Here is a 14038-nt window from a genome sequence, read left to right as displayed (position 1 = left end):
TCTCCCCCTCTTTACTGCGGCTGTTCTTTTTGTAGTTCTATTATAAACGATCTTCCTGATCATGAATAAGGAAATCTCTTTCTCCATTTTCCATCCGGCTTTGTTACTTGGTAAAAAATGATTCCACTGTAGCTTATTCTATACGTTTTAAGAGAAGCACGATAAGCTTCATTTCCTCATGCGATTGAAATGGAAAAATCCTTATGGCTTATTATATATGTTAGATACAGCCATAAGGATTTTACCCCTTTTTTTCCTACTAAACAATAGATGTCTTGCATAAAAGATCTTTAGAATCAGTCGTGTTTACGAAATCTTACCTAAAATGCCTGATTTTTTCATCCTTTTCGTTTCGATTTATACCTATTTATTTTAGATTTCACTGATTCACATTCTTTGTCATCTCTTAACGGGTACGTATGTTGTTGGCCATCATGCTCGCACATTAGTTTCTAATTTGGCCGTTTCCATAAATCAAGTATTTCGTTGTCGTTAAAGCCTTTAGTCCCATTGGGCCCCTTGCGTGCAATTTTTGCGTGCTGATGCCAATTTCAGCACCAAACCCGAATTCAAATCCATCTGTAAATCGAGTGGAAGCATTGTGATAAAGGGCTGCTGCATCCACTTCATTGAAAAATTTCGCTACATTTTGATCGTCAGCTGTAATGATGGCTTCTGAATGTTTCGTTCCATATTGGTTAATGTGTTCAATGGCTTCCTCTACCGAAGAAACGATTTTGGCAGCTATAATTTTATCCAAATACTCGGTCGACCAATCTTCCTCAGTTGCAGGCTTCAGTCCGACGGCCAGTTGTTGGGCTTTTTGATCTCCTCGTACTTCAACTTCATGATCTTGAAGACGTTTGGCAAGTTCCGCAAAATACTTTGCAGCCCAGTTTTCATGGATGAGAACCTTCTCCGCCGCATTGCAGACAGAAGGTCGTTGAGTTTTGGCATTAATGACGATATCAATGGCCATTTCTTTATCAGCTGATTCATCAATGTAAATGTGGCAATTTCCGACACCTGTTTCTAGCACTGGAACAGAAGCTTGTTCCACGACGGATTGGATCAAATTTTTTCCGCCGCGAGGAATCAATACATCTAAATATTCCGTGAGCGTAAATAATTGCTGAGCTGTTTCTCTGGACGTGTCTTCCAACAATTGGACAGCATCCGCAGGAATTTCCGTCCCTTCAAGGGCCCGTCTAATGCAATCACTAATCGCGATGTTGGAATGTTGAGCAGATGAACTGCCTCGGAGTATCACCGCATTTCCTGTCTTTAAGCATAGTGTGGCCGCATCCACGGTCACATTTGGACGTGCCTCATAAATCATCCCCACCACACCAAGTGGAACTCTCACTGTTTTGATTTGCAGTCCATTGGGCCGTTCCCAACTATCCAAAATTTCCCCTACAGGATCTTTTAAATCAATGAGTTGACGGATGCCGTCCGCCATATCTTGAATCCTTTTCTCATTGAGAGTCAAGCGATCAATCAATGCCTCTGTCATTCCTTTGGCACGAGCGTTCTCAACGTCTTTTTTATTTTCCTCAAGAATAAAGGATATTTCTTCTATTAGTTGTTTCGAAATAGCAGCTAACGCTTCATTTTTTTGCTTAGTTGTTTTACTGGCTAGCTCAGCAGAAGCTTGTTTTGCCTTTTTCGCTTTTTCCAGCAACTCCGTCATTGTTTCGTTCTCCTCCTCACCTTTTTTACCACACTTTTTCAACGTGATCGATTCGAATGAGCCAGAGACACCCAATTATCGCGGTGAATGACCTCACAATGATCGCGGTTATACTTTTGTTTGATTTCGTCGCTATGTTTTCCTTTTATTTCTTGCAATTCTGAGGAATCATAATTCACTTGTCCTTTTCCAAGCACTTCACCGCGAGGGTTCACCACTTCAATCACATCGCCCGCGCGAAAGTTTCCGTTCACCGCCGTCACTCCGGCAGGCAATAGACTTTTCCCTTGATCCAAAAGAGCTTCAGCCGCTCCATGATCAATTTCGACTTGCCCTTTTACCAAAGAATGAATGGCAATCCATTGCTTATTTGCCGTCATTCCTTTTCGGGGAGTATAGCCGATATACGTCCCGTCTCCCTTGCCTTCTAATATATCCACTAGTTTGTTTTCTCCTGTTCCTGTACCGATAAATAAACTGACTCCGAGAGAAAGAGCTGTCTTCGCCGCATCGATTTTCGACTTCATTCCCCCGGTACCAAACTTAGATCCGGAAGAATCAGCTAAATCAAGAATCTCATCGGTAATGGCTGGCAAGTAGTAATATTTTTTGGCTGTTGGATCTTCGCGCGGATTTTTATCATATAATCCGTTAATGTCCGTCAAGATAATGAGAAAATCAGCATGTATCAAACCGCTGACTAGAGCAGACAACATATCATTGTCCCCAAAAGTCAACTCTTCAATGGAAACCGAATCATTTTCATTGATAATTGGCAAAACCGAGCGGTCGAGTAGTTCCGTCAATGTTTCATAAGCATTGCTGTACTGCTGTTTTCTGGAAAAATCACTTCTCGTTAACAGCATCTGTGCGGCCACAATGTGATATTTTTTGAATTCCTCTGTATAAGCCTGCATAAGCAGTCCTTGCCCGACAGCCGCCGCTGCTTGTTTTCCTTTTATTGAAACCGGCCGGGTGGGATAGTTCAACGCGGTAAAACCGGCTGCAACCGCACCGGACGAAATCAGCACCACTTCATGGCCTTGTTGTTTTAATTTAGCTAATGCCCGAACATGGTCCGCCAGTTTTTCCCGGCAAATACCGCCCATAGCGTTCGTTAATGAACTGCTTCCGATTTTCACCACAATCCGTTTTTTTCGCACGAGTTTTCCCTCCAATCCGCAAAAATCAAAAAGCCATTCTGTCCTTTAAAAGGACGGAATGGCTCGATTCCGCGGTACCACCTTTATTGGCAGGATCAAAATGATCAATGCCCGCTTTGAAACCTGTAACGAAGGTTAACGCTTGGTTTTATAACAAGAGCTCCCGGGTAGGTTCAACAGCCTCTAAGACGAGGAATCTTCCAGCCTGCGGATTCCACTCTCTATCGCCTGAGCATCTGTTTACTAGTCCCTTTCATCGCCGTTGACATTTGTTTTTTTAAAATTATGCACCACATTTAAACGGGCTGTCAAGAAGATCTTTTCTAATCATAATGAGGGCGCTAAAACCGATGATGATCAATGCAATTTTCCATAAAGTTTCTGTAAATCCTTAAAAAGTGAGGCAATCTTAGCAATTCTCCGTCTTTAACTCGGTTTTAACCAAGTTCACTACTTTATACGGATATGGCGATCCTCATCCGGCCTCACTCATTGCCATAAACTTGTCCCTTTCGTAAAACCGTTCATTCTAAGATCGGTAGATTAAAGCAAGTCATCTACAGAAACATATTTATAATTTAAATCGCGCGCTACGGACGCATAAGTCACTTGCCCTTTAAATGTATTCACTCCGGCCTTTAAAGCGGGATTGTCCAAAATTGCTTGTTTAAAACCTTTATTGGCCAATTGCAATGCGTAAGGGATCGTAACGTTCGTTAAGGCGATTGTCGAAGTTCGGGGAACAGCACCCGGCATATTGGCAACAGCGTAATGAACAACTCCAAATTTTTCATAAGTTGGATTGTCATGTGTCGTGACTCGATCCACTGTTTCAAAAATTCCACCTTGATCGACGGCGACATCGACCACTACCGCTCCGTTGGACATTTCCTTGACCATTTCTTCTGTGACAAGTTTTGGGGCTTTTGCTCCCGGAATAAGTACCGCTCCTATCACTAAATCAGATTCTTTTACAGATTCCGCAATATTATAAGAATTCGACATTAACGTTTGAATATTGCTGCCAAACATCACTTCCAATTCCCGTAAACGATCCGGATTCAAATCAATCACGGTTACATCCGCACCGAGACCCATCGCAATTTTTGCAGCATTCGATCCTACCATACCCCCGCCAATAATCGTTACTTTGCTTTTCTTGACTCCCGGTACTCCTCCAAGAAGCACTCCTTTTCCACCATATTGTTTTTCAAGAAACTGTGCTCCGATCTGCGCTGCCATCCGTCCTGCCACTTCGCTCATAGGAGAAAGAAGCGGCAAAGTCTTATTGACAGAGACCGTTTCATACGCAATTCCCGTTACGCCGCTTTTCACCAGTTCTTTAGTCAGTTTTGGTTCCGCAGCTAAATGAAGATATGTAAAAAGAAGCAAATCTTTTCGAAAATACTGATATTCACTTTCAACAGGTTCTTTGACTTTGAGAATGAGTTCGGAATTTTCCCAAACTTCGGATGCGTTTTTCACGATATTTGCCCCTACATTTTTATATTCTTCATCAGTAAAGCCGCTTCCAAAACCGGCGTTTGTTTCAACCAACACTTTGTGGCCGGCTTTTACCAATTGAAGAACACCCGCAGGGGTAATCGCCACTCGATTTTCATTGTTTTTGACTTCTTTTGGTACGCCTATGATCATCATTACATCTCCCATCCATTATTTTGTCATAATTCACGCTGTAGATGTGAACGATTGAAATGAAGGAAAAATGAACCTGAAAATACTTTTTCTGTAATTCAATAGTATCAATTGTATAAAAAAGGTGCAAGCAAAGAAAAAAAGCAGGCATTTCTGATGGGTACTTACTCAGAATCAGCCTGCGATACAAGATGGGAATATTTATTCTCTATGTGTGGCATCCATTTACATGGGGATCTTCAAACGAAATGAACAAACAATGGGATAGATTTGAAAAGACAGGAAAATATCGCAGAACATGGGAAAAGGGATCTAGCAAACTGAATTTAATACTTTCTGGTGGAGCAGTTTGGACAAACATAAATATCTTCCGCATCCAAAACATCGCCGCGTTTCGTTTGTTCCAAGATTACAATTTGCTGACGAAGGTCTGCCCGTAAACCTTCCCAACCACAATCGCACTTAATGACGTTAAAAGATCCAAACTTATAAACACCATACTTCAATAAAACCACCCCTTTTAAATTTTTTGAAAAATTACTACAATTGTATTTTACTATATTTTCAGTAAATTGCCCATAACAAAATTGTGAATTCTCACCATTTACCTATAAAAAACAGAAATTGCTGCCCATTTCCCCATTAAATGCGCCTTTTTCCACATTCATTTTTTGACCCCGCGAATACGATGATGAAAAGGCAGGTTGACGATCGCGATTCGTTCAAACGATAGTCTGCTTGTTTCAGAGCCAATATGCCTTTTTCCTACATTTTGTTTAACGTCTTTATATCCTTCACAATTTCATCAAAAGGAACGTCTTGATTTCCGCTATAACTTTTTACCACAGTCCCTTTCTTATCCACAAGATAAAAGCTAGTCCCATGCATGATTTGATCACTATTCGGTTGAGGAACAGCAATGGTTTTAAACGACTTTTCCGCTAATTTTTGAATTTCTTTTTGGTTATAACCTGTCAAAAGCTGCCAATGAGATTCATCCGCATCAAACTTATGAATATATTCTTTTAATTTTTGAGGAGTATCTTTTGTAGGATCCACACTGAAAGAGACAATCAAATAATCTTGAACACCTGCTTTTTTTAATTTTTTTTGCAGCTGCGTCAAATTATAGGTCATAGGAGGACAGACCGTTTTGCAGTTCGTAAAAATAAAATCTGCTATCCATACTTTCCCTTTTAAATCTTTTAAATTTACTTTTTGATTATTTTGGTTCACATAAGAAAAATTTTGTACCTTGTCATTCATGTTTCCTTTAAAATCATCATTGCTGCAGCCAGTCATAGTAAAGAAAAGAATGAAAAAAATAACGGCAAACTGTTTTTTGGTGTACAAATTGTATCCTCCTCTTTTAACATCATTTCGATATTTTATCCAAAAAATTCTGATAATGAAGCGCTTATTTTTCAATCTGTTTTTAGGCAAACATCTGCAGAAGCAATTTTCAATATCATGGATCTTTTCAATGCTGCTGGTTCTCTAAAACGATGATGCCTTTATGTGGAATGAATGAACCGGAAGGATCATTTTTTCGTGTTGTGTGGAGATAAAGTTCCGTGAAGCAGATCTTTCCATTGGATTTAAGTTATGTTTCTTACTTAATGTAACAGATGGGGGATCTAAAGGAATCCCCATCAGCTAATTTCTAGTTGTTTTTCTTTCTTTGTTTCCATTAAGATGCTTAAACTTATGAGGGTAATGATGATGGTAGCTCCCATGTCGGACATGATGGCGATCCACAGTGTCAGCCAGCCGGGAATCGTAAGCAGCAGTGCCACCAATTTTAAGCCGAGCGCCAATCCAATATTCAATTGAATGGTTCGATTGACTCTTTTGGAAATCGCAATCGCAGACGGCAACTTTCCGAGATGATCTTGCATTAAGACGACGTCTGCCGTTTCAATGGCGCTATCAGATCCTTTTCCCATCGCTATACCTAGATCTGCTGCTGCCAGAGCAGGAGCATCATTGATTCCGTCTCCAATCATAGCTGTTTTTTCATGTTTAGATAGTTCTTGGATCACGGCTAGTTTCTCGTCCGGCAAAAGCCCGGCGTAAACTTCTTGAATTCCAGTTTGTTTTGCGACTTTTTCTGCAGTTCCTTTATGGTCCCCTGTTAACATCACAACCTGTTTGATGCCGGCTTGGTGCAGTTTGGAAACAAGAGTGTGACTTTCCGGACGAATTTGGTCGGTAACACCCATCATCCCAAATACTTTGGATTCATCAGAGACCATGACAATGGTATAACCATGTTTTTTCAAATCCGCAAGATCTTTTTGGATAGTTTCCGATAGCTGAAGGTGACCGGCGCTTTTTTCATTGCCGACAAAATAAGATTTTCCGGTTATGACCGCTTTCACGCCTTTTCCAGGCAGCGTAATGACTTGTTCAGGCTGTGCCTTTTGAGTTGTTTGTTTGCACGCCGCTTCGTAAACAGCTTTAGCTAAAGGGTGTCCAGATAATGATTCTACGGATGCCACAATGAAGTAAAATTGGTCATCATATACTATTGTTTTTTCGACAACCGGTTTTCCTTCTGTCAATGTCCCCGTTTTATCCAATGCAATCGTTTTGATTTTACCTAGTTGTTCTAGAAACACGCCGCCTTTCATTAAAATTCCGTTTCGAGCATTTCTCGTAATCCCTGAGATTAATGCGATTGGAGAAGCCAACAAAAGAGCACATGGACATCCTACAATTAAGACGGCTAATCCTTGATATAGAGAGAATTTCCATTCCCAATTCAAAAAGAGGGGAGGAAAAAGGATCACGAACAAAGAAATAAGCAAAATCAGCGGAGTATAATATTGAGCAAAACGATCCATAAATGTTTCAATCGGCGTTTTCTTAGACTGAGCCTCTTCTACTAAACGGAGGATTTTCGCTATAGAGGAATCGTTATATAACTTAGTCACTTTCACTTTTAATACGCCCTCGTTGTTGATGCTTCCTCCAAATACTGGGTCGTTTGTTGATTTTTCAATTGGCAGAGACTCTCCTGTAACAGCAGCTTCATTCACCGAGCTTTTTCCTTCAATGACCACTCCATCGGAAGGAATCTTTTCTCCCGATTTCACCAAAACGATATCTCCAATCTTCAGTTGATCGATCGGGATCACCCGTTTATCTCCGTTCACCAACAATACGGCTTCTTTTGGAGCGGCACGCAGCAGCGATTCCATGGAGCGGCGTGCCTTTTCCATTCCCAGCCCTTCCAAATATTCATTTAATCCGAATAAAATGGCGACAAATGCAGCTTCTTTCCACTGACCAATACAAAAGGCACCGATCAAGGCAATGGTCATGAGAGTATTCATGTTAAATTTGAAATGGAATAAATTTTTCATCCCTTTTATAAACGTCTCATGTCCACTAACGGCAGCTGCGGCTAAATAAAACAGTACAGGCATGTAGCTGGGAGATTTGTTTTCTGCTAACAACGCCAAAACATACAGGACAGTTGAAATAAAAAGGAGAAGCTTCCAATTAGAATCGCTGTCCTGATGATCATGTTCTTTTTCTTTATCATTTTGAACGATGGAAGCCCCATCTGAGGCCAAAATTTTTTCCACTTTGGATATATCGATTTGGTCCGATATCTGTAGTTTTCCAGTATGATATAAAATTTTTGCATCTTCCCCATGGGGGAGTTTTTGAATTTCTTCTTCCAATTCTTGTGCACAACTGGCGCAAGAAAGGCCCTTTATTCGGTACTCCGCCATTATGCGGCACCTCCATCTATTCGTTCCAAATTTTTCTTTTATTTTAGCATACCATGATATGCTCATATAGAATGATATGCTTCTATCTTAAAATCATTTTTTAAACTTTCTCCTGATCAAAATGGGTTGAATGGATACTAATCGAAACGTAACACAGCGAATCAAACTCGGTTATTTTGAATGGATGAACGGTGTTGATCCATTCATTCTAAACAGGAATGATCGTTCTATCAATGGAGCCTTACTGAAAAGAACTTCAATTCAACAGCAAGGCTCTTTTTGGAGATTTTAATAGAAAATATACCCGTGGTGCTAGATAAAACTCAGACAAGCATAAAAATAGCCCTTGCTGGCGGATCTCCAGTAGAATGAAAGTGTCACCCAACATTCGAAAGGAGAGATCCCCCATGCAAGAGCACTTTCATTTTACTACAGATCCAGCCAAACTTCAAAAACAATATGCCGCTATTTTCTGTTTTGTTTCTGCCCAACTGTCGTTGATTCAAATGTATCTTCATCGCCGCAACCGTCACTTGGTCAAGCAAGAAGACGAAGTGGTCATGGCGGTTCACCTTTTGGGGAAGCTGCTGGGCTTTTCTTCCGAACGAGCCTGGCATCGTTTTGTCACGGGAAATTTGTTCACAAACGGCTCGTTTCTTGAACGCTCCCGATACAACCGCCGCTGCCGAGCGCTTGGTTTCGCCATCAAATGGATCCGTCATGAGCTGGCGAAACGTGGCCAACACCATGCTTATGCGGTCGTCGACAGCTTGCCTCTTCCGTTGTGCCATCCCGCAAGAATGCAGCGCGTCAAGCGGTTTCGAGGGATCGCGGATATGGGGTATTGTGCTTCCAAAAAGCAATGGTACTACGGTTTCAAGCTGCATCTTCAAGTGACCAATCAAGGGCTGGCCATGGGCTATGTCGTGACGGAAGCGTCCTGCCACGACGTCAAAGCCGCTGAAACGGTGATGACTCAAATCCCTCATCCCTACAACTTTGGGGACAAAGGGTACATCAGCCACGCTCTTCGAGAAAAGCTGTACGAAGAACACCAAGCCGCGTTCTGGACACCGTCTCGACACAATCAAAAGCACGGCCCATCCAAGGCATGGGAAGAATGGATCAGGAAAAAACGCAAAGTCATCGAGACGGTGTTTTCGATTCTCGTAGACCAATACCGGATCACCGACATTCGAGCGAATTCCATGGCCGGTTTTGAAGTGGCACTCGATGGCATCTTGTTGGCTTATTCCTTGGTCACACTAGGGCTGGTTGAGCGCTGACACTCAACTAGCACCACGGGTAGAAAATATGAAACTTTGTATGACTTCCGTTTTGTGTTGAAATCACTTCTAATCTTGCATCGATTCGTTCTTTTAATTCAGGCACATGGGAAATAATTCCAACCAGACGTCCACTGTCTTGAATATCCATCAAAGCTTCGATCGCTTGATCTAAAGATTCAGGATCCAGTGTTCCAAATCCTTCGTCAATAAACATCGTTTCAAGAGAAATTCCGCCGGCATAGCTTTGAACAACATCCGCCATGCCTAATGCAAGTGATAAAGACGCTTTAAAACTTTCACCTCCTGATAGCGTCTTTACATGGCGCGTCTGCCCTGTATATTGATCGTAAATCAATAATTCCAATCCACTTTGGACATTGCCTTTTGATCGATCTCTTTTCCGTAGCATCCGGTACCTTCCACCCGTCATTTTTGCCAGTCTTTCATTGGCTGACAGCAAAATATCATCAAGAAATGCAGCTAATACATACCGTTCAAATGTGAGCCTGTGCGGATTTTGTCCCTTTGTTATTTCATAAAGATGGCCAAATGTTTTATATTGTTCTTCCAGTTGCTCCAGTTCTTTGTTAATGTCCGTCACGTTTTGATAAATCATCTCATTATTTTGGATCGTTAAAAGAGTGGAAGTTCTTTTTTCATCCAGTTGGGCTAGTTCTTCCATTATTTCGTTTAATTTTTGATTGAAACGATTCAAATCGGGAATTTGGATACCTGCTAACACTCGTTCAAGTTCATCCATACGAGAAGAGACATAGCGATAACGTTCCCAAAATTCCTGGATGGTATTTTCCAGCATTTTGATTTCCTCTTCTGTTCGTTTGGCCTTTTCGTAATGCCGATAATCGGGAAATCCTTCTTCTTTCAGCATCTGTTTAAATGTATTTCTTTCCAAGTCCATCTGTTTCGTTTTTTCTAATAATGTATTGGTAACTTCCTCCACACGGGATTGTAATTTTACCATACTCATGTTCAGTTCTTGATATCGTTTTTGAGCCTCGTCATAAGACTTTTGCAAAGATTCCTGATACTGGATCCGCTCTTGCAAAGCTTTTTGAAACGACGACTTTGAACGCAAATTCTCTGGTATTTGTGTGTTCATTCGTTCAATATTGGCTCGTTTCATCATCATTTGCTTTTCGATTTCATCTACAGTTTCCAAGCATTTTTCCAGAGCATTTTCCACTTGTTGTTTTTCGACTGTCAATTGCTCTGCTTCGGTTTTCAGCTCTTGTTCTTTTAGTAGAGCTTTTTTATCCTGCTGCTGCCGAAGTTTCAACTCTTGCAAACTAGATTGCTGCGAACGGATATCGGATGATAAAGACTCCTCCGAGAAATTCGGAAAAAGGTTTTCTAGTTCCTTTTGAATTTCTTCTTTTGAGTTTTCGATCGTTTTCATTTCGAGTTGTAGTTGAAAGAATCTTCTTTCCGCTTCTTGTTTGCGCTGTTCTACCTCAGCAGCCTTTTCTTTCGCGGAGTTCAGATCTTCTTCGGAAGGTAATTCCTGTTTATATTGCGCCGGAGCAGGGTGGTGAACAGATCCGCAAACAGGGCAAGGCTCATGTTCTTGCAGGTTTTGAGCCAATATTCCCGCTTGTCCATCAAACCACTCTTTTTCTAAATGCCGAACGGTCGCTTTTGCATCGAGAAGCGCTCTTTCGGTTGCCTGAAGCTGCTCATTAGCCACCGTTAATGCTGAAAGGATACGCTCTTTTCGATGTTGTTCATCTTGATACTTTAACAGCCGATTGACAATCCTTTCTGTTTTTTCGATCAAACGTTCACGCTGTAATAGGGCTAATTTCGTTTGTTCGAGTTCACTCAGCAAAGTATTTTTTTGTTCTAACCTTTCTTCGATTTTTTCCAATTGATCTGAATAGGTTTGTTTCTCTTGTTGCAGCTCTTTCCATTGGGCCTCCATCTTATCGAGAGCAATCGTTTCTTCTTCATACGATTGGATATCGTTTTCAAGGGCTTTTAAACGACTCACTGCTTCTACCGCTCTTTTTCTCTCTTCTTCTTTCGCTTGTTCTTCTTCCCAATTCTTTTGAGCTGCTGCCAGCTGAGGCTCTATTTCCGCTAGTTGGTTCTGAAATATTTGTTTTCGCTTTTCTAATTCTTGAATTTCAGCATGCAAGCGTCGACACTGATTTTCTTGTTGATCCAGTTTGGCCGCTTTTTTCGCTCTTTCGACTTCCAATTGCTGTTTTTCCACTTCTTCGATTTGACGTTCAAGCTTTGTTTTTTCTTCTTCCAACTGGCGCTTTAAAGTAAATTGATCAAGGATCGCTTTTCCTTGCGTGATTTGTTCTTTCAGCTGATCACGTTGCACTTGCTTGTCCGAAATTTCACTTTTAATCGACTCATATTGGCTTCTCCACTCTTTTAACTCCGATGAAAGCAGTTCTAATATGCGTTGTGGATCCACTATTTCCTGATGAAGTGCTTCAAGAAGTTCGCTGTTTTGAGTGCGAATGCTTTTTAACAGCCGTTCTTGTTCCTGTTTTCTCTGCTGAACGATTGATTTTAGCTGGTCCGCTTCTTCTTTTAATTTTTCTTCAATTTTTTTATACATTTCTGTATGAAACAATTTCTGCAAAATCGCTTCTTTCTCTTTGCTGTCCGAAACAAGCAGCTTGCGAAATTCTCCTTGGGGAATCATCAAAATTTGTCGAAACTGATGGGCATCCAGCTGGATTAATTCTTTGATCTTCTCCTCCGTTTCCCGAACATTGGAAGCAATGATTTGTTTCTCCCCTTGATCTGTTATACGGTAAAGCTCTGCCTTAGCATTTACCGTCGTCATACCGTCTCCTCTTGCCTTCTTCTTTTCTTGCTGAGGCGATCGGACAATGTAATAAGTTTGTCCACGCAGCGAAAACAATAAAGAAACTTCCGTCAAAGTCTCTGGATCGGCAAAATGGCTGCGAAGATCGGTTCCGCTCCGATCTTCTCCGCTCGCCTTTCCATAAATAGCAAAACAAATGCCGTCAAAAATCGTTGTTTTCCCTGCTCCTGTTTTCCCGGTTATTACAAACATGGTTCTGTTTCCCAATTTCGTGAAATCAATCACTTCTTTTCCCGCGTACGGTCCAAACGCTTGTAAAGTGAGCCGAAGAGGCCTCATGGTCACAGCACCTCCTTTTTGACGCTTTCTATGATGGTTTTCATTATGGATCTTTTCTCATCTGTAAATGGTCTAGTAGTCATCTGTTCATAAAAGCGCTGAAACAACTCTAATTCTGATACTTCTTTTTCTTTCATAATAAAATATTGTTCTTTCCTTCTTTCGTCCAAAAAATCTACTTTTCTCTCTAAATGGAGAACATTAGGATATACTTTTCGCAATTTCCCAATTGGGTCAATTAATGCTCCTTCATCCAACAGGGTAATTTTTAAGTAATCATCCGTTTTTTGCTGTTGATAAAAAGCAGGATCAAGCAGTTCATCGAGATATCCTTCCAATTCTCTTAAATCGAGTTTTGGAGTCAGTTTTTCTTCTCTGATCTCAAACTGTCCGTTGTCATCCAATTCGATGATCGTTACACTTTTCTTTTGATTCGCTTCTGAAAACGAATATTTCAACAATGATCCAGAATAGCGAATGGTTGGATGAGAAAGAGCGTTTGGACTGTGCAAATGTCCAAGAGCGGTATAATGGAACGGAGAAAATACATCTGCAGAAATACAACCAGAGCCGCCGACAGCTAACGTCCTTTCTGAGTCCGTCGTTTTCCCTCCAAGAACGAAAGCATGACCTATTAAAATATTGATCTCATTCGGATTTAATTGTTTTTCAATTTCTCCGATGATCGCTTTCATGGCGTCTTCATGCGTATGTATCGAATCATCACCCAATAATTCCCTCACGATTCCAGGTTCGCTGTAAGGAATTAAATAAAAATTAACCCCTTCTATCCGAACAGGCGTAAAATCCGTTGTGAGTTTTCCCTTTAAATAAAACTGACTGCGCCGGAACCAAGATGAACCAAATGAAAGACGTTCGGCGCTGTCATGATTACCGGAAATAGCGAGTACCGGCACTTTTAATTCAACATTGAGTTGGTATAACACTTCGTTTAACAGTTCGACCGCCTCTGTCGGCGGAACGGATCGGTCATATAAATCGCCAGCGATCAATACGGCATCCGGCTGTTCTCTTTCTACTAATTGAACAAATTGCCTTAACACTTCTCTCTGCTGTTCTGTCATATAAATTCCGTGAACAAGCTTTCCTAAGTGCCAATCGGCAGTATGAATCAATTTCATGATATCGATCACCTTTTCCTCGTTATAACTCCAAAGAAATAAAAACGTCCGCTCTTAATTGTGTTTGATAGCGGGTAAAAATGTTTCTTTCTCACAGTCGTTTTTGCCTCTAATATTCATACGAGTTTCATTGATTTCATTATAACAAAATTTCTTTCCGCCATTCTCTCAGAAGGAGTGAACGAACTCTCTTAATGGAGGAGAAAA

The 14038-nt window shown here is 41.0% G+C and carries 8 protein-coding genes and 1 other annotated feature; of the genes, 1 reads left to right on the top strand and 7 read right to left on the bottom strand.

Features of this window, described 5'->3' with window-relative positions:
* Window positions 1-445: 445 nt before the first annotated feature.
* The 5 genes from N1I87_RS08930 to N1I87_RS08910 all read right to left on the bottom strand — a co-directional run bounded on the left by N1I87_RS08930 (window position 446) and on the right by N1I87_RS08910 (window position 8255).
* Window positions 446-1693 carry a glutamate-5-semialdehyde dehydrogenase gene (locus N1I87_RS08930; RefSeq protein WP_341101397.1) on the bottom strand — a complete coding sequence of 416 codons (1248 nt, stop codon included), beginning with the start codon at window positions 1691-1693 and terminating at the stop codon, window positions 446-448.
* A gap of 38 nt (window positions 1694-1731) precedes the next feature.
* Window positions 1732-2856: a glutamate 5-kinase gene (proB, locus tag N1I87_RS08925; protein ID WP_341101395.1), complete on the bottom strand. Its 1125-nt coding sequence runs from the start codon at window positions 2854-2856 to the stop codon at window positions 1732-1734.
* Window positions 2857-2902: 46 nt separating this feature from the next.
* Window positions 2903-3122, bottom strand: a binding site (T-box leader).
* A 277-nt stretch (window positions 3123-3399) separates the two neighbouring features.
* Window positions 3400-4512 carry an alanine dehydrogenase gene (gene ald, locus N1I87_RS08920; RefSeq protein ID WP_341101394.1) on the bottom strand — a complete coding sequence of 371 codons (1113 nt, stop codon included), beginning with the start codon at window positions 4510-4512 and terminating at the stop codon, window positions 3400-3402.
* A 765-nt stretch (window positions 4513-5277) separates the two neighbouring features.
* Window positions 5278-5865, bottom strand: coding sequence for an SCO family protein (locus tag N1I87_RS08915; RefSeq protein WP_341101393.1), 588 nt, complete (start codon window positions 5863-5865; stop codon window positions 5278-5280).
* Window positions 5866-6164: 299 nt separating this feature from the next.
* The gene (locus N1I87_RS08910; RefSeq protein WP_341101392.1) at window positions 6165-8255 is read right to left on the bottom strand and encodes a heavy metal translocating P-type ATPase; all 2091 of its coding nucleotides are present in this window, start codon (window positions 8253-8255) and stop codon (window positions 6165-6167) included.
* Window positions 8256-8662: 407 nt separating this feature from the next.
* On the opposite strand from N1I87_RS08910, the gene N1I87_RS08905 reads away from it, so the two are divergent.
* Window positions 8663-9541 (top strand): IS982-like element ISGsp1 family transposase, encoded by an 879-nt coding sequence (locus N1I87_RS08905; protein ID WP_004439648.1) that lies wholly within the window; start codon window positions 8663-8665, stop codon window positions 9539-9541.
* A gap of 7 nt (window positions 9542-9548) precedes the next feature.
* Here the strand turns inward: N1I87_RS08905 and N1I87_RS08900 are convergent, their stop codons facing one another.
* The gene (locus tag N1I87_RS08900; protein WP_341101390.1) at window positions 9549-12689 is read right to left on the bottom strand and encodes an SMC family ATPase; all 3141 of its coding nucleotides are present in this window, start codon (window positions 12687-12689) and stop codon (window positions 9549-9551) included.
* Window positions 12690-12691: 2 nt separating this feature from the next.
* Window positions 12692-13831 carry an exonuclease SbcCD subunit D gene (locus N1I87_RS08895; RefSeq protein ID WP_040340889.1) on the bottom strand — a complete coding sequence of 380 codons (1140 nt, stop codon included), beginning with the start codon at window positions 13829-13831 and terminating at the stop codon, window positions 12692-12694.
* Window positions 13832-14038: the final 207 nt, after the last annotated feature.

Source organism: Bacillus sp. FSL W8-0102, assembly GCF_038007225.1.
Classification (GTDB): domain Bacteria; phylum Bacillota; class Bacilli; order Bacillales; family DSM-4216; genus Bacillus_O; species Bacillus_O smithii.
Note: the sequence above shows the minus strand (reverse complement) of the source record. Positions and strands in the feature narration are given on the sequence as shown.

Coding starts and splice junctions, on each gene's coding strand:
- N1I87_RS08905 (WP_004439648.1), top strand. CDS start 8,663: ATGCAAGAGCACTTTCATTTTACTACAGATCCAGCCAAACTTCAAAAA.
- N1I87_RS08910 (WP_341101392.1), bottom strand. CDS start 8,255: ATGGCGGAGTACCGAATAAAGGGCCTTTCTTGCGCCAGTTGTGCACAA.
- N1I87_RS08900 (WP_341101390.1), bottom strand. CDS start 12,689: ATGAGGCCTCTTCGGCTCACTTTACAAGCGTTTGGACCGTACGCGGGA.
- N1I87_RS08930 (WP_341101397.1), bottom strand. CDS start 1,693: ATGACGGAGTTGCTGGAAAAAGCGAAAAAGGCAAAACAAGCTTCTGCT.
- N1I87_RS08895 (WP_040340889.1), bottom strand. CDS start 13,831: ATGAAATTGATTCATACTGCCGATTGGCACTTAGGAAAGCTTGTTCAC.
- ald (WP_341101394.1), bottom strand. CDS start 4,512: ATGATCATAGGCGTACCAAAAGAAGTCAAAAACAATGAAAATCGAGTG.